Genomic DNA, 18,707 nt, shown 5'->3' with positions numbered 1-18,707 from the left:
AGGAGCCTGCTCGAGGCCGGAGGTTTCAGACCCTCGCTACACCCTTGATTCCGAAGAGCCCGTTGACTATTCTGGCTGTGCGGGTCGTCGGCGGCCGACCAAAGGCGGCACGACCCAAGGCGCACGAAGATCGCTCGCAACGCCGCGATCGCCCGAGCGATCCAGGTCAGCCGTTCGAGGCTACGAATATCCGAGCCGAGTTGCCGACCAAGACTTCACACCCCACAAGGGGCAAGGACGAGAGTCGGATGCTCGGCAGGCCCGCATCTGCTTCCGGTTCGGCCAGCACGATGGCCGCGCTCCCGCAGAACCATCCAACTGGTTGGTGACCGCAAGCAAATTCAAGGAAAGGCGCACGTGTCATGATGAACGGGATCGGGATGGGTGGCGGATGGCTGTTCGGGGTGCTCATCGCCGCGGGAGTCGTTCTGCTCATCATCCTCTTGGTTCGCTTCCTCGGGGGCGGCATGAAGCACGACCGTCCCGACGAGCAGAACATGCCAAGCCGAAGTAGCAGCGCCCGCCAGCTGCTCGACGAGCGGTATGCCCGAGGGGATCTGACGACGGAGGAATACCAGGAACGAATCCGTGTTCTCGGGGATGGAACCTGATGGAGCCCATAAGCCGACGGCAGGCTCTGATCCTCGGTGGTCTCGGAACAGCCAGCATCGTTGCCGGCGGCGCCGGGCTCTTCTGGACGGCGAATCCCGGGTTTGTCCCAGCGGCAGCCCAACGCTTTACCGAACCGACAGCGCTGCGCAGTGTCAACGGTGCCCTGCAACTCACACTGACGGCTGCGGAAGGGCCCGCGCAGATAGCCGGACGCCACGCAACAGCTCTCACTTACAACGGCGGACTGCCCGGCCCAACGTTGATTATCCGCCCGGGTGACCGGCTGAAGATTTCCGTGGATAACCAGCTAAAACAGCCCACCAACCTCCATGTTCATGGGCTTCACGTTTCCCCGGACGGTAACAGCGACAACGTATTTGTGTCGATCGATCCGGGATCATCCTTCGACTACGAATACCAGTTGCCGAAAGATCATCCGCCGGGTGTGTACTGGTACCACCCGCACCATCACGGCATGGTTGCCACCCAAGTATTTGGTGGCCTTTATGGTGCCATCATCGTCGAGGATCCCACCCCGATTCCTGTCAGCCGGGAGCGGGTTCTCGTCCTCTCCGACATCACTCTTGACGCGGCCGGAACAATACCCGCGGCGTCCGCGATGGATCGGATGGTTGGGCGAGAAGGGAACCTGATGCTCGTCAACGGGCAAGCCTCACCGCAACTGAGCGCTCGACCGGGTGAGCGCGAACGATGGCGGATTATCAACGCGTGTGCTGCACGGTATCTCCGACTTCGCCTTGACGGTCAGCGGTTGCAACTCCTGGGGATTGATTCTGGGAGATTCCCGCGCCCGCAGGACGTCAGGGAAGTCGTCCTCGCTCCAGGAAACCGCGCCGACCTTCTAGTCACGGGAGTGGCAGGAACGGCATCGTTTCAGACTCTGCCCTTTGACAGGGGAGCCGCGATGGGAATGATGAGCGGAACACGTCCGTCCTCCACGACGGTGAATCTGGCCACCTTTATTGTTGCCGGCCCACCTGCCGCGCCTGCCGCTGTGCCCACGCAGCCACAACCTCGCGATCTGAGGAACTCAACGGTTGATGGTCGACGCGAGCTGACCTTCGCGATGGGGATGGGTGCCGGCGGGATGGGCATGGGGTCGGGAGGCAACATGATGAGCTTCACCATCGATGGGAAGGAGTTCGACCCAGCCAGGATCGACACGATCGTGCGGGGTGGCACCGTCGAGGAGTGGACGCTGAGCAACACCAGCCCGATGGATCATCCCGTGCATCTGCACGTCTGGCCCATGCAGATCGTCGAGCGAGCCGGCGCCGCCGTAAACGGCGTCCTCTGGCAAGACGTGGTGAATGTGCCCGCGATGAGCAGTATTCGGGTGCGGATCCCCTTCGACGACTTCACCGGCAAGACGGTGTATCACTGCCACATCCTGGACCATGAAGACGGCGGCATGATGGGAATCGTCAACGCCACCTAACAACAGACGCAAACAGGCTCTTCGGAATTAGGGGTGTAGCGCGGGTCTGAAGCCTCCGGCTTCGAGCAGTGATCTCGCGATGTAGTGGGTGAGGTTGCGGAAGCCGAGGGCGGAGCCGCGGAGGTGCTCGAGCCGGCCATTGATCGCTTCCGTCGGACCGTTGCTGGTGCCGGGCCGGTCGAAGTACGCGAGCACGTCGAGGGCGCGCTGTTTGAGGGTTCGACCGAGCCTGCGGATCTCGACGAGCGCGGCGGGGACGCCAGCGGTGACGGCGTCGATCAGGTCCCGCATCAGCTGCTTCGCCTTCTTCTTGTCGGGCTCTCGGTAGGCGGCAACGATGCGCTGGTAGATGCCCCAGGTCGCTTCGACCTCGACGTGCTCTTCGATCGCGAACACCGCCTCGAGACGGGCGTGCTGCTTCTCCGTGAGCAGACTGGCACCGGTGTGCAGTGTGCGGCGCGCCTTGTAGAGCGGATCGCCGGCGCGGCCACGATGCCCGAGCGTGTCCTGCTGCACCCGCTGCCGGCAGCGGTCCAGCGCGTCGCCCGTGAGACGGACGACATGGAACGGGTCCATCACCGGGACTGCGTCGGGGAGCTCTTCCGCGGCGGCCGTCTTGAACCCGCTGAACCCGTCCATCGCGACCACCTCGATTCCGTCTCGCCATGCCTGCGCGCGACCCGCGAGCCACTGCTTGAAGACGGCCTTGGAGCGGCCCTCGACCATGTCCAGCAGCCGTGCAGGGCCCGTGTTCTCGCGGGCCGGGGTGAGGTCGATGATCACCGTAACGTACTTGTCGCCCAGCCGCGTGTGCCGCCAGACGTGCTCATCGACACCGATCGTGGTGACACCATCGAACCGGGCCGCATCATCGATCAGGCGGCGCCGACCCTCGGCGATGATCGCGCTGTTCGCGGTATGCCACGACACCCCGAGACCGGCTGTGGCGCGTGTCACGGTGAGGTGATCGACGACGATCGCGGTCAGCGCCCAGCCCAACCCGCCGCGCGAGATCTTCGCGCGAGGCGCCGCGGCCTTCGATGTGTCCTGCCGCCACGTCTTCCCGCAGTGGGCGCATCGGTAGCGGCGCACCCTCACCTGCAGGATCGTGGGCCGGTGCCCGAACGGCTCATGCGCGAGCCGACGGACCACGGTGTCCCGCGGCACGCCCTCTGCTCCGCACTTGCGGCACCACGGATCGTCGTCGACAACGCGGCACTCGATCACCGCCCGATCCGCGTCGAGATGCTGCCCGACGGCCTCGAGGCCGAGCTCATCGAGGCGGCAGAACGTGGTGAGGCAAGGCGCGGCGAAGGTAGCGTTGAGCACGTCGAGGTCTTCCGGATGGTGAGTGTAGGAACTTCCCTCCTCGGGGGACCTCGACCCCTATCCAGCCACCGCCGCCCGACCCCCGGCTACACCCTCAACTGCGAAGAGCCGCTTGAGGTACCGCCCTTCCCTTCGTGTGGCTGGCCCACCTGCGGCGCGATAAGGGCGACATTTATCGCCGCAGTTCACACGTCCGCGCGCAACGCGGTCCAGCCCAGCGCGAACAGCGGCACGTAGAGGATGGCGATGAGCAGTGCGTGGGTGAGGACGAAGCCGAACGCTTCCAGAGCTTTGCCCCGATGACGCAGATGGTCACGCAGCTTGCGGATCATGGATCCCGGATGCCGGATGTCCCAGCTGTTGAGCCGCAGGTAGCGCCCCAGATAGACGCCGATGGCACCGAGCAGGATCACGGTCGCGGCGAAGCCCCAGCTGGCGGCGGGGATGCGTCCGTCGGGGCGATCGATGAGAACGAGGCCCATCGTCTGCACGACGGCCAGGCTGAGGACCGCATTGGCGATGCCGGAAAGCGTCAGCGCCAGCGTCTGGACGATGTCGTACCACAGGGGTACCGGTGTGGTCTCGGCTCGATGGCTGAAGTTGAGCTCCGTGATCAGGTACACCGAGTTCGGGAAGAACACGAGCCACAGCAGCGTCGCGACGATCAGGTAGGCCCACACGGCAAACGTGCCCGCCCCGGCGATCGCCTCGGTCGCCCGCCCGATCAAGGGGGTCAGCAGAAGCAGGCCCGCGCCGAGCACGACCGCGAGCAGCACAGGAAGAAAGGAGAGTCCGATGTTCAGCAGCATCGGCCGGTACAGCTTCACGCCGTAGACCCGCGCGCGCAGCACGATCAGGACGGCCGCGTACAGGTTGAGCAGCGTGACGGCGATGACGCCGATGAGCAGAGCCGACATCCCGTCAGCCTGTCACAGTCGACACTCAGCGCAGCAGGTCGAGGACGCCGACCGGGTACACGGGCGGCGCATCCGCAGCCCACAGCGCCGCGATCTCGTACCAGCCCACCGTCGTGTGGCTGTCCCGCACGGGCAGCCGTTCACCCACCGGCAGCGCGGCCAGCTGCGGCGAACGTCCCCGGAAGACATGCACGATCTCGTGCCCGCGACCGCTGCCGCTGTCGAAGATGTTCTCGGTGACGGCCGCGAGCACGGCGTCGTCGAACTCCGCCGCAAGCTCCTCGGCGAACTCCCGGACGACGGCGCGCGCCGCGGTCTCGCCGAACTCGATGCCGCCACCCGGAGCACGGAGGAACTCGCCGTGCCGGTCGGTCTCCGGGTACGACTCCAGCAGCACACGTCCGTCCTGGACCACCAGCCCGACGGCGATCGCGCGGATGCGGGCGAGGCTCGCCAGCTCCCCCGCGTACGCGTCGACGGCCCGGCGATACTGCGGCAGCATCGGCGCGAGCGTCTGTAGAGCCGTGCGCACCGCCGCGGTCGGCTTCTCGTCGTCATGCAGCGCGAGGGCGAGGAAGGCGCGGGCGGGGGCGATCAGCGGGTCGTCGTCGCCGACCGTGCGCAGGAGCGCCATCGCGGCGGAGGCGTCGCCCACGTTGCGCAGTGAGCTCGCCAGCTGGATGACCGCCTGCGTGCGGTGCGGGGCGGCCAGGCCCCGATCAAGAGCCTGCCGGTACAGCGGGATCGCGGCTTCTTCCTCGCCGAGCGCGTCATACAGCGACGCCCGCTCGAATGCGGCGCGGGCATCCTCCTGTCCACACGCGTCGAGGAGGCGCCCAAGCTCTGCGTGCGCCGTCGCGGGGTCCGCCGGATCGAAGCGATCCCAGAACAGTGCGAACTCATCGACGGGATCAGCGACCGGCGTCGATCGCAGCGCACGCTCCAGCGCGGAGCGCACTCGCTCCTGTGCACGGCGGAGCACGGGGTCGGCGACGGATGCCCGCGTGAACACGAGCAGCCCACGCGCAGCCTCCCCCGCGTCGCTCAAACCGCCCGCCAGCAGGTGCGCGACGAGCTCGTCGATCCCGATCGTGCGAACGACACCCGTCTCGCCGTCTTCCCAGTGCGGATCTGCGACGCGGCGGCAGCCGGCGGCGACCACGACGTTCTTGCGTCGAGTGGAGTTGGCTCCCGACCACTCGCTCCCGGCGTGGAACAGGGCCGCGGCGCGATGCCCCGTCTCCTCGAGCAGCTCGCGCGCGCCGGCGGTGAGAGCATCCTCGCCTGTGTCGATCAGCCCGCCGGGAAGCTCGCGCACCAGAGCGCGCGGACCGACGCGGTACTGCTCGAACAGGAGGGCGTCACCGGTGTCGGTGAAAGCGATAACGGCGACGGTGTCGCCCTGATCGAGCACGTCCCAGTCGGAGACCGAGCCGTCCGGAAGACGGTACGTGTCGCGGCGTACCCGCGTATACCCGTTGTAGACCTCGGTCTCGGTGAGCAGCTGCCAGGGCTGTGCGCGCTCGTCGTCCATCTCTCGATCCTCGCACCGGCCGGCGGAGCGACAGTCTCCTCGCACGCCGCGGGCGCTCTCAATCCCCGAGAATCTTGCGGATCTTCTCGACGCGTGCCGCGATGTCGCGCTCCAGACCGCGTCCGGTGGGCTCGTAGTAGTGGCGCCCCCGCAGCTCGTCCGGCAGGTACTGCTGGGTAGCGACGCCCACCTCGAGGTCGTGCGGATAGACGTAGCCCTTGCCGTGGCCGAGCCGCTTCGCGCCCGGGTAGTGCGCGTCGCGGAGGTGCGTGGGCACACGGCCGAATCCCCCGGCACGCACGTCGGCGATCGCCGTGTCGATCGCGAGGTAGGCGGCGTTGGACTTGGCCGTCGTCGCGAGATAGGCGGTGGCCTCCGCGAGCGGGATACGGCCCTCGGGCATGCCGATGAAGGCGACGGCGTCGGCGGCGGCGACCGCGATGACCAGCGCCTGCGGGTCGGCGAGGCCGATGTCCTCGGATGCCGAGATCACGAGACGCCGGGCGATGAAGCGCGGGTCCTCCCCCGCCTCGATCATCCGCGCCAGATAGTGCATGGCGGCATCGACGTCGGAGCCTCGGATCGACTTGATGAACGCACTGATGACGTCGTAGTGCTCATCCCCTTGGCGGTCGTAGCGCAGCAGAGCGCGGTCGACGGCGTGGGCGACGTGGGCCGCTGTGACGGCCGGGCGCCCGTCGCCATCGGCATCGTCGTCGACGACCATGGCCGCCGCCGCTTCGAGCGAAGTGAGCGCGCGGCGTGCGTCGCCGGAAGCCAGCTGGACGAGCGCCGTGCGTGCCTCGGCATCCAGGACCACGGCCCCATTCAGCCCGCGAGCATCCGACACCGCGCGATCGAGCAGGAGGCCGAGATCGTCGTCGGTGAGCGGCTTCAGGGTCAGCAGCAGCGACCGCGACAGCAGCGGCGAGATGACCGAGAAGGACGGGTTCTCGGTAGTCGCGGCGATCAGGATCACCCAACCGTTCTCCACGCCCGGCAGAAGAGCGTCCTGCTGGGCTTTGGTGAAGCGGTGGATCTCGTCGAGGAAGAGGATCGTCGAGATGCCGTAGAGGTCGCGCTGGGTCATCGCCTCCTGCATCACCTCGCGCACGTCTTTCACGCCGGCGGTGACCGCCGAGAGCTCCACGAACCGGCGTCCCGACGTACGCGCGATCGCCTGCGCCAGTGTTGTCTTGCCGGTGCCCGGCGGGCCCCACAGGATCACCGAGACGGCTGTCTTCGCGGCGCCTGCCGGGTCGGCGAGGGCGACCAACGGAGATCCGGGGCGCAGCAGATGCCCCTGGCCGGCCACCTCCTCCAGAGAGGTCGGTCGCATCCGGACGGCCAGAGGGGTCTGGCCTTGGAAGAGAGCGGATGCCGATGCCACCGGACCAGGGTATCCGTGACCGCCGACGTCGGGGCCGCCCAGGTTTGTCGACAGCGTGCGCCGCGACGTAGTCTTCCCAGAGTGCTGCCCGGCCCGGATCACGGCGGCCGGGGCGCATCAACACGAAGGAGGTCCGGGTGGCTGCGGCGGGCAAGAAGCAATCGCGCGACGAGAAGGAACGCGCGCGCCTCTATCGGGCACGCCAGGAGTTCCACGCGAGCCTCATCGCACGCCGGCGCCGCGACAACGTCATCGCGGGCGTCGCGGGAGGCCTTCTGCTGCTCGCGGTGGTCGGCGGTCAGGTCGCGTACTACACCGCCGGACCAGGCGCGCCGACGCCCGCTCCGAGCGGCGCCGCCACACCCGCCCCGACGCCGCTGGAGTTGCCCGGCTCCTCCGAGATCCCGGCACCGACACCGTCTTCTACCACCGCGCCCTGACAGTCAGCGGTGGAGCGCGCGTCGCGGGTGAGCGCTCCACGGACGGCGGGCACGCCCGTATAGGCTGTAAGCCGACCGAACCCCCATGCGGCGTGCGCCGCGACGAGGTGCTATCCGTGACTGACGTCTCCCCTTCCCAGCCCGACCACGAGCCTGCCGAACAGGCCGCTGTCGAGGACACCGCCACCGTTGCCGCCGACGAGGCCGCGCCCGTCTCCGACGAGGCCGCAGCCGCGGAGGCTACGCCCGCTTCGGCGCGACCGGCGCCGGCTCCGACTCCCCGGGCGATGCCGGTCCCGCGCCCTCCCGCGCGTCGCGCCGCCGTCGCCCCCCTCCCGGCAGCCGCGCCCGACTCGTTCGGTCGCGTGGATGACGACGGCACCGTCTCGGTGCGCGAGGGCGATGACTGGCGTGTCGTGGGTCAGTACCCCGACGGCACGCCCGCGGAGGCCCTCGCCTATTTCGAGCGGAAGTACGTCGATCTCGCCGGTGAGGTCACTCTGCTCGAGGTTCGTCACCGCAACGGCGGGGCGTCCGCCTCCGATCTCCGTTCGACGCTGGCGACCGTGCGTGAGCGCGTCGTCGGTGCGGCCGCCGTGGGTGACCTCGCGGCCCTGGAGGCGCGACTGGGCGCGCTGGATGCCGCACTCAGCGAGGCGTCGGCCGAAGAGGCGCAGGCGCAGCGCGAGGCGGTCGATGCCGCCATCGCAGAGCGGACGGCGCTCGTCGAGAGGATCGAGGCCCTGGCGGCCCGCGACCCCAAGTCGATCCAGTGGAAGCAGACCACCGCGGATATCGGCGAGCTCTTCGCGCAGTGGCAGGCTCACCAGGCGACGGGTCCGCGCCTGCCCAAGAGCACGGGCCAGCAGCTGTGGAAGCGCTTCCGCGATGCGCGCGCCACACTCGACAAGCACCGCCGCGAGTTCTACTCGGGCATGGACGAACAGCACCGCGCCGCTCGCGACGCCAAGGCGCGCCTCGTCGAGCGCGCCGAGGCGCTCGCCAGCAAGGGCGAGGACGGCATCGGCGCCTACCGCACGCTGCTGGACGAATGGAAGAGCGCGGGTCGCGCCGGCAAGAAGGCCGACGACGCGTTGTGGGCGCGCTTCAAGGCGGCCGGCGACGCGCTGTACGCCGCACGCAGCGATCGTGAGCAGGCGGATGCCGAGGCGTCGCGAGAGAAGATCGAGGCAAAGCGCGCGCTGCTCGCGGAGGCCGCCGCGGTGCCGCAGGAGAAGGACCTGGTGAAGGCCCGCACGCTGCTGACCGGCATCCAGCGTCGCTGGGACGAGATCGGCCGGATCTTCCCGCGCGAAGCCGAGCGTGGGCTTGACGACGAGCTGCGCAAGATCGAGCAGGGCGTCAAGGCGCGTGAGGATGCCGACTGGAAGAGCAACAACCCCGAGACCAAGGCCCGTCAGAACGACATGACGCAGCAGCTGCGTGATGCCATCGCCGGCCTGGAAGCCGACCTGGAGAAGGCCAAGGCGTCGAAGAATGCGGGAGCCATCGCGAAGGCCACCGAGGCGCTCGAGGCACGCAAGGGCTGGCTGAAGGCCCTCGGCGGCTGAGGACACGTCCTCCCCGGCCGGGCCCCGTCCGAATCTGTCCACAGATCGCCGTCTCCCCGTCCGCGCACCGCGCGCGACGGGGAGACTGCCCTCATGGGCTGGCCCTTCCTCTACTTCGCCGGAGATCGGCTGTCGACCGCTGAGCTGAGCGCGGCTCGACTGGACGGCGACCTCGTCGAGGTCGGCGAGGCCTACATGCCGACGGATGCCGTGGAGACACGGGAACTGCGCGCGGGATCCCTGCGTCCGCTGATGTCGGCAGCGCTCGCGCTGACGCGGCGATCGGCGGCCTGGGTGCACGGTGCGCTGGCGGAGCCGCCGGTGCGCCATGACGTCCAGCGGTTCTCAGCGCGGCGGATCCACTCCGTGGTCGACAACCGACTGGTCTATCGCGACGTTACGCTGCGCGGCGAGGACGTGATGGCGATCTCGGGTGTCGCCGTGACCACACCGGCCCGGACGCTCGCTGATCTCGTGCGGGATCAGTGCGGCGGCGTCGACACGGCGGCGGAGATCGCCGCTGTTCTCCGCTGGTCTCCGGGTCTTGCCTCGACGGCCGCGCAGGTCCTGGCCGACGGCCCACCGCTGCACCACAAGCGCGCGGCCATCGCCGTGCTGCGCACGTGCGCTCAGGAAGAGGTCACCCGGTAGACGTCGTACACGGCGTCGATGCGGCGGACGGCGTTGAGCACCCGGTCCAGATGCACGATGTCGCCCATCTCGAACACGTAGCGGCTGAGCGCGAGGCGGTCGTTGGTCGTCTGCACCGAGGCCGAGAGGATGTTCACGTGGTGCTCGCTCAGCACGCGCGTGATGTCGCTGAGCAGTCCCGAGCGATCCAGTGCCTCGACCTGGATGTGGACCAGGAACACACTCTTGGTCGTCGGCGCCCATGCCACGTCGATCATGCGATCGGGATCGTCCTGAAGGGATCGCACGTTCGTGCAGTCCGCCCGGTGCACGGATACTCCGCTGCCACGCGTGACGAAGCCGACGATGTCGTCGCCCGGCACCGGCGTGCAGCACTTGGCGAGCTTGACGAGGATGTCCGGCGCGCCGCGCACCAGGACACCCGAATCGCCGCCGCGGGGTGCTTTCGAGCGGCCGATGTGCGGAATCTCGATCGGGCCGGTGGAGGTGTCCTCCTCCGAACTGACGAGCGCCGTGACCTTCTCGATCACCGACTGCGTCGACACGTGGCCCTCGCCGACGGCGGCGTACAGGGCGGTGACGTCCTCATAGCGCAGTTGGTGGGCGACCTCGGTGAACGAGTCCTGGTTCATCAGGCGCTGCAGCGGCAGGTTCTGGCGGCGCATGGCCCGCGCGATGGCGTCCTTGCCCTGCTCCACGGCCTCTTCGCGGCGCTCCTTGGTGAACCATCCGCGGATCTTGTTGCGTGCCCGCGTGCTCTTGACGAAGCTCAGCCAGTCCTGGCTCGGCCCGGCATCCGGGTTCTTCGACGTGAAGACCTCAACGACATCGCCGGAGTGCAGCTCTGACTCCAGCGGCACGAGTCGACCGTTGACCTTCGCGCCCATCGTGCGGTGACCGACCTCGGTGTGCACCGCATAGGCGAAGTCCACGGGCGTGCCGCCGGCGGGAAGCCCGATGACCCGGCCCTTCGGCGTGAAGACGTACACCTCTTTCGCGCCGATCTCGAACCGCAGCGAGTCGAGGAACTCCCCCGGATCCGCCGTCTCCGCCTGCCAGTCGGAGATGTGCGCGATCCAGGCCATATCGGTGTCGACGGCCTTCGTATCGGACTTTCCGCCCGCCATCCGCTCCTTGTACTTCCAGTGCGCGGCGACACCGTACTCCGCCTGCTGGTGCATCTCGTTGGTGCGGATCTGGATCTCGACGGTGCGACCGCCGGGGCCGATCACCGTCGTGTGCAGCGACTGGTAGAGGTTGAACTTGGGTGTGGCGATGTAGTCCTTGAAGCGACCCGGAATCGGGGTCCAGCGCGCATGGATCGAGCCCAGCACGGCGTAGCAGTCGCGCACGGTCCCGACCAGCACCCGGATGCCGATGAGGTCGTAGATGTCGTCGAACTCGCGGCCGCGCACGACCATCTTCTGGTACACGGAGTAGAGCTGCTTCGGGCGCCCCATGACGCGGCCGCGGATGCGGAGGTCGCGGAGGTCCGCCTCGACGGCGTCGATCACGTTGTGGACGTACTCTTCACGCTGTGGCGTGCGCTGCTTCACGAGGCTGTCGATCTCGGCGTACAGCTTCGGGTGCAGCACCGCGAAAGACAGGTCCTCCAGCTCGTTCTTGACGGCCTGGATGCCGAGTCGGTGGGCCAGCGGCGCGTAGATCTCGAGCGTCTCGGTCGCCTTCTTCGCGGCCTTCTCCGGAGGCACGAACCCCCAGGTTCGCGCGTTGTGCAGGCGATCGGCCAGCTTGATGATCAGCACCCGGATGTCCTTGGACATCGCAACGATCATCTTGCGGACGGTCTCCGCCTGCGCGGCATCCCCGTACTTGACTTTGTCGAGCTTGGTCACGCCGTCGACGAGCATGGCGACCTCGTCGCCGAACTCCGCCGTCAGCTCGTCGAGACGGTAGTCGGTGTCTTCGACGGTGTCATGCAGGAGGGCGGCGGCGATCGCGCGCGGGCCGAGACCGAGATCGGCGAGGATCTGTGCGACAGCGAGCGGGTGCGTGATGTAGGGCTCGCCGCTCTGCCGCTTCTGGCTGGCGTGCGCCCGCGCCGCCACCTGATAGGCGCGCTCGATGATCGCGACGTCGCCCTTGGGGTGGTGCGTGCGCACCGTGCGGATCAGCTGCTCGACGCCGTTGCGCGAGGGCGCGCGGGAGAAGATCCTCGGGACGAGGCGACGCAGAGAGCTGGGCGGGGGCGCGACGTTTCCGGCACTGGCAGACGTGGGAACCGTCTCGGCCATCCGCTCACCTCCGCCTTGACTGATCCGTTTATCCTACGCCCGGGCGGACCGTGTCCTGCTCACGCGTCGACGCGGGCGCGCTCGCGAGCAGCGAGAACGCGCGCGTCGCGCGACCTGAGGTCCGACTCGTTCTCGCGCAACAGCGAATACAGCGGGGCAGCGACGAACAGCGTCGAGTATGCGGCGACGATCGTTCCGACGAAGATCGACAAGGAGATGTCGGTCAGCGTCTGCGCGCCGAGCCACAGCGCTCCGATGAACAGGATCGCACCCGTCGGCAGTGCGGCGACCACCGTCGTGTTGATCGATCGGATCAGCGTCTGGTTGACGGCGAGGTTGACGGACTCGCCGAAGGTGCGTCCTGACTTCTCACCGTCATCGCGTGTGTTCTCACGGATCTTGTCGAAGACGACCGTCGTGTCGTACAGCGAGTACGACAGGATCGTGAGGAAGCCGATGACGGCCGCCGGCGAGATTTCGAACCCGAAGAGGGCGTAGACACCCACGGTGATGACGAGCACATCGACCAGGCCGATGATCGCGGCGACCGACATCTTCCAGGTGCGGAAGTAGATCGCGAGGATCACGAAGGTGAGGGCGAGGAAGATCGCGAGACCCCACAGCGACTGACGCGTGACGTCCTGACCCCAGCTCGGGCCGATGAAGGACGAGCTGACGTCGGACTCCTGCACCCCGAACTTCTGTGCCAGGGCCGTGGTGACGGCCTGCGTGTCGGTGTTGGTCATCTGGTCGGTCTGGATGCGCAGCGCGTCCGATCCGATGGTCGTGACCTTCGTCGTCGCTCCGGGAACCACAGACTGCACCGCTGCGGTCGCGGCGGTCTGATCGGGGTTCGCGACCTGGTTGACGGTGAACTGCGATCCGCCGGTGAACTCGATCGAGAACTGGATGGGACGAATCAGCGGTACGAGCGCTGCGGCGATGACGAGGGCTGCGGCGATGATGAACCACAGGCGGCGACGTCCGACGAAGGGGAAAGAGGTCTTGCCGGTGTAGAGGTCGTTGCCGAACTCGTTCATGGAGCGCATCAGTCGTCTCCCTCCGTCGTCGAAGTCGGTTTGCCGGCGTTCTTCGCCGCGAGCTCGGCCTGCTTGCGCTCGGCGATGGTCTGACGGCGTTCCGCCTCACCGCGCGAGCGGCCCGCGCGTCGCGCAGCCGAGCCCTTCGCGCCGTCCAGCACCGGAGCCCGGAACTGCGCGCGCCCGCGATAGACGGCGCCGAGGGCATCGGGATCGAGCCCCGACAGCGGGTGGCCCCCGCCGAAGAAGCGCGTTCGAGCCAGCAGCTGCAGGACCGGGTGGGTGAACAGGATGAAGATCAGGATGTCGATCAACGTCGTCAGGCCCAGCGTGAACGCGAAGCCCTTGACGGTGGCGTCGGCGAGGATGTACAGCACCACGGCGGCGAGGATGTTGATCGACTTCGAGATGTAGATGGTGCGCTTCGCGCGACCCCAGCCGTCCTCGACCGCGCCGGTGATCGACTTGCCGTCACGCAGCTCGTCGCGGATGCGTTCGAAGTACACGATGAACGAATCCGCGGTGAACCCGATCGTGACGATCAGACCCGCGACGCCGGCCAGCGACAGGCGGAATCCCATGCGCCAGGCCAGGATGCAGAGGGTGATGTAGGTGAGCACCCCCATCACGCCGAGGGAGGCGATGATGACGAAGCCGAGCGCGCGATACACGACGAGCGAGTACAGGGCAACGAGCGCGAGACCGATGAGGCCCGCGATGAGGCCGATCTGCAGCTGCTGCGAGCCCAGAGTGGCCGAGATGGCATTGTCGCTCACGATGCCGAAGCTGAGCGGCAGCGCGCCGTACTTCAGCTGGTCGGCGAGCGTCTTGGCGCTCTCCTGGTTGAAGGAGCCGCTGATCTGCGGCTTGCCGTCGAGGATCACGCCGTTCATGGACGGTGCGGAGATGACCGCTCCGTCCAGAACGAAGGCGAACTGGTTCTGCGGGCTCTTGCCCGCCTGGGTGAACGCGTACAGGCGCTGGCTGACCTCACCGAAGGTCTTGGTGCCCTGATCGTCGAAGACGATGTTGACGACCCACTGTCCGTTCTGGGTGTTCATGCCGCTCGTGGCGTCGCTGATGGACGAGCCGTCGAGTTCGACGGGACCGAGAAGATACTTCGCCGTGCCGGTCGGGTCGCACGCGATCAGCGGCTGGTCTGCCGGGCTGTTTGCCGGGTCATTGTCCTTGTTCGCGCAGTCGTAGGCGAGGAACTTCGCCTGGAGTGCGGGGGTGATCCAGCTGAGGTCGCTGCCGTTGGTGGGCGATGCCGTGGGTGTGGAGGGCAGCGACGGGTCGGGCGTCGGGTACGGCGTGGAGTTGCCGTCCTGTCCGACGAACGACGTGCTCGCGGCGGTCGTGGCCAGCACTGCCCGCAGCTGCATCTGTGCGGAGGACTCGATGCGCTTGCGCGTCTCCTCGTCGGCCTGTCCCGGGATCTGCACGACGATCTGGTTGCCGGCCTGGGTGGTGATGTCGGCCTCGCCCACGCCGGACGCGTCGACGCGCTGGCGGATGATGGCTGCGGCCTGGTTCATCTGGTCGGTCGTCGGCGCGGCACCGTTGGGAGTCTTCGCCTCGAGGATGATCTGCGTGCCGCCCTGCAGATCGAGCGCGAGCTCAGGCGCCCACGAGCTCTTGCCGAAGACGTAGACGCCGAGGGCGTTCACTCCGAACAGCAGTGCCGTGATGACGAGAAGTCCGGTCAGTGCGCGCCAGGCACGGCGCACCGGGGTGGGTGTGGCCACGGAGGGTCAGCTTTCTTCGGGAACGTGCGGCGAGATCAGGCGTGCGGCTTCGCGTCGCCGGAATCGGCCGGCTTGTCGGCGACCTTCTCGGCGGCTTCTGCGGCACGGTCGTCGCTCACCGACGAGATGACGCCGTTGGCGACATCGCCCTCGTACTCGGCCTGGTCGGCCTCGGCTTCGATGAACTCGTCCTCGGTGACGTCCTCGTCGTCCACGACGCGCAGGATCGCCTGGCTGTGGACCTCGACCGCGACGCCGGGCGCGAGCTCGACGGTTGCCGCCTTGGACAGGTCCTCGCCGTCGTACGAGACGAGCACGCCGTACAGGCCCCCCTGCAGCAGCACCTTGACGCCGGGGAGCATCGCCCGTGCCTTGGCCTCCTGCTCCGCCTTCATCTTGGCGGCGCGCTTGCGAGAGCTCCAGAACATGAAGCCGAGCAGCGCCACCATCGCGACGAGCAGAATCCAATCCATGCGGATACACCTTTCGGGAGCGCGCCGGATCGACGCTGAAGAGGGCGGCAGGAAGCCTTCAGTGATTATAGGTCATCGAATCTCAGCGCCCCGTCCGGACGAGGCACGCGCAGATGCGCGTAGGCCTCCGGCGTGGCAACCCGTCCCCGCGGCGTGCGCCCGAGGAATCCGATCCGCACCAGGTACGGCTCGACGACCGATTCGATCGTCTCCGCCTCCTCGCCGACGGTCACCGCGAGCGTGCTGAGGCCGACCGGTCCCCCGCGGAACCGACGGACCACGGCATCCAGCACCGCACGGTCGAGGCGATCGAGACCGATCGCGTCGACGTCATAGAGCTCCAAGGCGGCCGCGACGTGCGCATCGGTCGCCGACGACGCGCTCTTTCCGTGCACGATGACGTAGTCGCGTACTCGCCGCAGGAGACGGTTGGCGATGCGGGGTGTGCCGCGAGAACGTCGGGCGATCTCGGCGCGGGCGGTGCGGGGCAGATCGACGCCGAGGACCGCTGCCGAACGGGAGATGACCTGTTCGAGCTCGCCGGGTTCGTAATACTCCAGGTGCGCGGTGAACCCGAACCTGTCGCGGAGCGGGTTGGGCAGCAGGCCAGACCGGGTGGTCGCACCGACCAGGGTGAACGGCGCCAGGTCGAGCGGGATGCTGGTCGCCCCCGCTCCCTTGCCGACCATGATGTCGATGCGGAAGTCCTCCATCGCCAGATAGAGCATCTCTTCGGCGGAGCGCGCCATCCGGTGGATCTCGTCGATGAAGAGCACCTCGCCGGGCACCAGGCTCGACAGTAGTGCGGCGAGATCGCCGGCGTGCTGGATGGCCGGCCCGCTGGACAGACGCAGAGGCCGCTGGCTCTCGTGCGCCACGATCATGGCGAGCGTGGTCTTTCCGAGCCCCGGCGGACCGGACAGCAGGATGTGGTCCGGCGGTCGCTGTTGGATGCGCGCCGCATCGAGCAGCAGCTGGAGTTGTCCGCGCACCTTCTGCTGGCCGACGAACTCGGCGAGGGATGCCGGCCGCAGCGCGCCCTCGACGGCGAGCTCGGTCTCGTCTTCCGCCACGGCGGGATCCTGGGAATCAGACACCGGCGCGCTCCGGACGGGCGGGACCCAGCTGGGCGAGGGCGAGCTTGAGCAGCACCGGCACCGACCGCCTGTCGGCATCGGTCGCGGCATCCAGCACCAGCGTCACCGTCTCGACGCTCGTGCGCTCGTTCCACCCGAGGGCTGTGAGTGCTGCGACGACCTGGCCCGCGATATCGCCGGCGGCGGAGCCGGCAGTCGGCCGGCTTGTTGCGGAGCTCACGTGAAGTTTGCCGGCGAGCTGCACCACGATGAGCTTGGCCGTCTTGGGCCCGATCCCGGAAACGCGCCGGAACGGGTCGTCATCCTCGTCGGCGACGGCGTGCGCGATCTGATCGACGCTCAGCGACGACAGCACGCCGAGGGCGGACTTGGGGCCGACCCCCGACACGCTGAGCAGGTGATGGAACACGGTGAGCTCGTCGCGCTCGGCGAAGCCGAACAGCGACAGGGCGTCCTCCCGCACGATGAGCGCGGTGTGCAGTGTCGTCTCGTCGCCCACGTGGAGCGAGCGGGCCACGGAGGCGGGCACTGCCACGCTGAAGCCCACGCCGCCGACCTCGACGATCGCCGATTCGGCGTCCAGATGCAGCACACGGCCGCGCAGCGAGGAGATCATGGCACCACCCTAGACAGTCATTCGCAGTTTTGTTCGATCGACACGCGCGCGGGGTACGCAGCTGTCAGCGTCGCGTCGCTCTCTTCTCGGCATCCGCCCACGCCCGTTGCGCCGGCGTGAGCGCCCCGGCGGCGGCGCTGCCCGAGGGGGCACCTCTCCGCCACCCGTGGCAGAGGGCGATGGCGAGGGCGTCCGCGGCATCGGCGGGCTGTGGCAGGGCGTCCAGGCGCAGTACTCGGGCGACCATCGTCTGCACCTGGAGCTTGTCGGCGGAGCCGTAGCCGGTGATCGCCGCCTTGACCTCGGAGGGAGTGTGCGTGGCGGCGGGCAGGCCGTGTTCGGCGGCGAGGAGCAGTGCGATGCCGCTGGCCTGCGCGGTGCCCATCACCGTGCTGCGGTTCTGCTGGGCGAACACCCGCTCGACGGCGACCACGTCCGGGCGGTGTGTCGCGAGCACCTCCCGCAGCCCCCGCGCGATGAGGGCGAGGCGTTCCGCGACGGGAAGCTCGGCGCCCGAGCGGACCACGCCCACGTGGACGAGTGCCGCCGACCGGTCGGCGCGCACGTCGACGACACCGACACCGCACCGGGTCAGGCCGGGGTCGATGCCGAGGATGCGCACAGCGGATGCCACTCCCCCACGCTAAGCGCTCGACGCGGATGGGGGCGTTTCGACTCGCGGCTGCGCCCCTCGCTCAACGACCGGTGCCCCGGGTCGTTGCGCGAGAGGAGCGAGTCGAAACGCGTGCGCCCCCGGTCGTTGCGCGAGCGGAGCGAGTCGAAACGCGGCTTACTCGTCGTTCTCGAGCTCGGCCTGAACCTCGGCGGTGAGGTCGAAGTTGCTGAAGACGTTCTGCACGTCGTCGCTGTCTTCGAGCGCGTCGATCAGGCGGAAGATCTTGCGTGCCGTCTCGGCGTCGATCTCGACCTTGAGGTTCGGCACGAACTCGACGTCGGCGGATTCGTACTCGATGCCCGCATCGGTCAGTGCCGAGCGGACCGCAACGAGATCGGATGCCTCGGTGATGACCTCGAAGCCCTGCGCGTGCGGCTCGATCTCCTCGGCGCCGGCCTCGAGGGCGGCCAGCATGACGTCCTCTTCGCTGGTGTTCTCTTCGGACACGACGATGACGCCCTTGCGGGAGAAGTTGTAGGCGACCGAGCCGGGGTCGGCGAGCGTTCCGCCGTTGCGGCTGAGGGCGGTGCGCACCTCGGCGGCGGCGCGGTTCTTGTTATCGGTCAGACACTCGATCATGAGGGCCACGCCGTTCGGTCCGTAGCCCTCGTACATGATCGACGAGTACTCGACCGACTCGCCGCCGATGCCGGCGCCGCGCTTGATGGCGCGGTCGATGTTGTCCTTGGGCACCGAGGTCTTCTTGGCCTTGAGGACCGCGTCGAACAGGGTCGGGTTCCCCTGCAGGTCCGGGCCGCCGAGCTTCGCGGCGACTTCGATGTTCTTGATGAGCTTCGCCCACGACTTCGCGCGGCGGGAGTCGATGACCGCCTTCTTGTGCTTGGTCGTGGCCCATTTGGAGTGTCCGGACATGGTCTCCAGTTTACTCAGGCGACACC

At 68.1% G+C, this 18,707-nt stretch carries 17 protein-coding genes; 5 read left to right on the top strand and 12 right to left on the bottom strand.

Annotation, left to right across the window (positions count from 1 at the left end; genetic code table 11):
- Positions 1–362: 362 nt before the first annotated feature.
- Both AS96_RS13430 and AS96_RS13425 read left to right on the top strand, forming a co-directional pair.
- Complete coding sequence (locus AS96_RS13430; protein ID WP_036290716.1) at positions 363–611, top strand: SHOCT domain-containing protein; 249 nt, start codon at positions 363–365, stop codon at positions 609–611.
- Entirely contained in the window at positions 611–2,071 is a 1,461-nt protein-coding gene (locus AS96_RS13425; protein WP_036290713.1) for a multicopper oxidase family protein, read from the top strand. The genes AS96_RS13430 and AS96_RS13425 overlap by 1 nt, the downstream gene beginning before the upstream one ends.
- 27 nt (positions 2,072–2,098) lie before the next feature.
- Here the strand turns inward: AS96_RS13425 and AS96_RS13420 are convergent, their stop codons facing one another.
- The 4 genes from AS96_RS13420 to AS96_RS13405 form a co-directional block, all read right to left on the bottom strand.
- Positions 2,099–3,400, bottom strand: coding sequence for an ISL3 family transposase (locus AS96_RS13420; RefSeq protein ID WP_036290710.1), 1,302 nt, complete (start codon positions 3,398–3,400; stop codon positions 2,099–2,101).
- Between the two features lie 185 nt (positions 3,401–3,585).
- The gene (locus AS96_RS13415) at positions 3,586–4,317 is read right to left on the bottom strand and encodes a DUF1361 domain-containing protein (protein WP_036290708.1); all 732 of its coding nucleotides are present in this window, start codon (positions 4,315–4,317) and stop codon (positions 3,586–3,588) included.
- A gap of 25 nt (positions 4,318–4,342) precedes the next feature.
- Positions 4,343–5,851 (bottom strand): tetratricopeptide repeat protein, encoded by a 1,509-nt coding sequence (locus tag AS96_RS13410; RefSeq protein WP_036290705.1) that lies wholly within the window; start codon positions 5,849–5,851, stop codon positions 4,343–4,345.
- A gap of 58 nt (positions 5,852–5,909) precedes the next feature.
- Positions 5,910–7,190 (bottom strand): replication-associated recombination protein A, encoded by a 1,281-nt coding sequence (locus AS96_RS13405; RefSeq protein WP_016465246.1) that lies wholly within the window; start codon positions 7,188–7,190, stop codon positions 5,910–5,912.
- Positions 7,191–7,378: 188 nt separating this feature from the next.
- On the opposite strand from AS96_RS13405, the gene AS96_RS13400 reads away from it, so the two are divergent.
- The 3 genes from AS96_RS13400 (at position 7,379) to AS96_RS13390 (ending at position 9,903) form a co-directional block, all read left to right on the top strand.
- Positions 7,379–7,681, top strand: coding sequence for a hypothetical protein (locus AS96_RS13400; RefSeq protein WP_016465245.1), 303 nt, complete (start codon positions 7,379–7,381; stop codon positions 7,679–7,681).
- Positions 7,682–7,797: 116 nt separating this feature from the next.
- Complete coding sequence (locus tag AS96_RS13395; RefSeq protein WP_036290751.1) at positions 7,798–9,252, top strand: DUF349 domain-containing protein; 1,455 nt, start codon at positions 7,798–7,800, stop codon at positions 9,250–9,252.
- 93 nt (positions 9,253–9,345) lie between these two features.
- A complete protein-coding gene (locus AS96_RS13390) occupies positions 9,346–9,903 on the top strand; it encodes an SAM-dependent methyltransferase (protein WP_036290702.1) in 558 nt (185 codons plus the stop codon).
- On the opposite strand, the gene AS96_RS13385 is transcribed toward AS96_RS13390, so the two are convergent.
- From AS96_RS13385 to AS96_RS13350, 8 genes are all read right to left on the bottom strand, one after another.
- Positions 9,882–12,158: a RelA/SpoT family protein gene (locus AS96_RS13385; protein WP_036290688.1), complete on the bottom strand. Its 2,277-nt coding sequence runs from the start codon at positions 12,156–12,158 to the stop codon at positions 9,882–9,884. The two genes, AS96_RS13390 and AS96_RS13385, sit on opposite strands and share 22 nt — an antisense overlap.
- A 59-nt stretch (positions 12,159–12,217) precedes the next feature.
- Positions 12,218–13,207 (bottom strand): protein translocase subunit SecF, encoded by a 990-nt coding sequence (secF, locus tag AS96_RS13380; RefSeq protein WP_016465244.1) that lies wholly within the window; start codon positions 13,205–13,207, stop codon positions 12,218–12,220.
- Complete coding sequence (gene secD / locus AS96_RS13375) at positions 13,207–14,946, bottom strand: protein translocase subunit SecD (protein ID WP_036290686.1); 1,740 nt, start codon at positions 14,944–14,946, stop codon at positions 13,207–13,209. Before secD ends, secF begins: the two co-directional genes overlap by 1 nt.
- Positions 14,947–14,981: 35 nt before the next feature.
- Entirely contained in the window at positions 14,982–15,419 is a 438-nt protein-coding gene (locus AS96_RS13370) for a preprotein translocase subunit YajC (protein ID WP_005049530.1), read from the bottom strand.
- 65 nt (positions 15,420–15,484) lie between these two features.
- Positions 15,485–16,516, bottom strand: coding sequence for a Holliday junction branch migration DNA helicase RuvB (gene ruvB / locus AS96_RS13365; RefSeq protein ID WP_005049529.1), 1,032 nt, complete (start codon positions 16,514–16,516; stop codon positions 15,485–15,487).
- The gene (ruvA, locus tag AS96_RS13360; RefSeq protein WP_036290684.1) at positions 16,509–17,132 is read right to left on the bottom strand and encodes a Holliday junction branch migration protein RuvA; all 624 of its coding nucleotides are present in this window, start codon (positions 17,130–17,132) and stop codon (positions 16,509–16,511) included. Before ruvA ends, ruvB begins: the two co-directional genes overlap by 8 nt.
- Before the next feature lie 64 nt (positions 17,133–17,196).
- Positions 17,197–17,766 carry a crossover junction endodeoxyribonuclease RuvC gene (gene ruvC / locus AS96_RS13355; RefSeq protein WP_036290681.1) on the bottom strand — a complete coding sequence of 190 codons (570 nt, stop codon included), beginning with the start codon at positions 17,764–17,766 and terminating at the stop codon, positions 17,197–17,199.
- 156 nt (positions 17,767–17,922) lie between these two features.
- Positions 17,923–18,681: a YebC/PmpR family DNA-binding transcriptional regulator gene (locus AS96_RS13350; RefSeq protein ID WP_036290679.1), complete on the bottom strand. Its 759-nt coding sequence runs from the start codon at positions 18,679–18,681 to the stop codon at positions 17,923–17,925.
- Positions 18,682–18,707: the final 26 nt, after the last annotated feature.

This window comes from Microbacterium sp. MRS-1 (assembly GCF_000585455.1).
GTDB lineage: Bacteria > Actinomycetota > Actinomycetes > Actinomycetales > Microbacteriaceae > Microbacterium > Microbacterium laevaniformans.
This window is presented reverse-complemented; position numbering and strand designations above follow the sequence as displayed.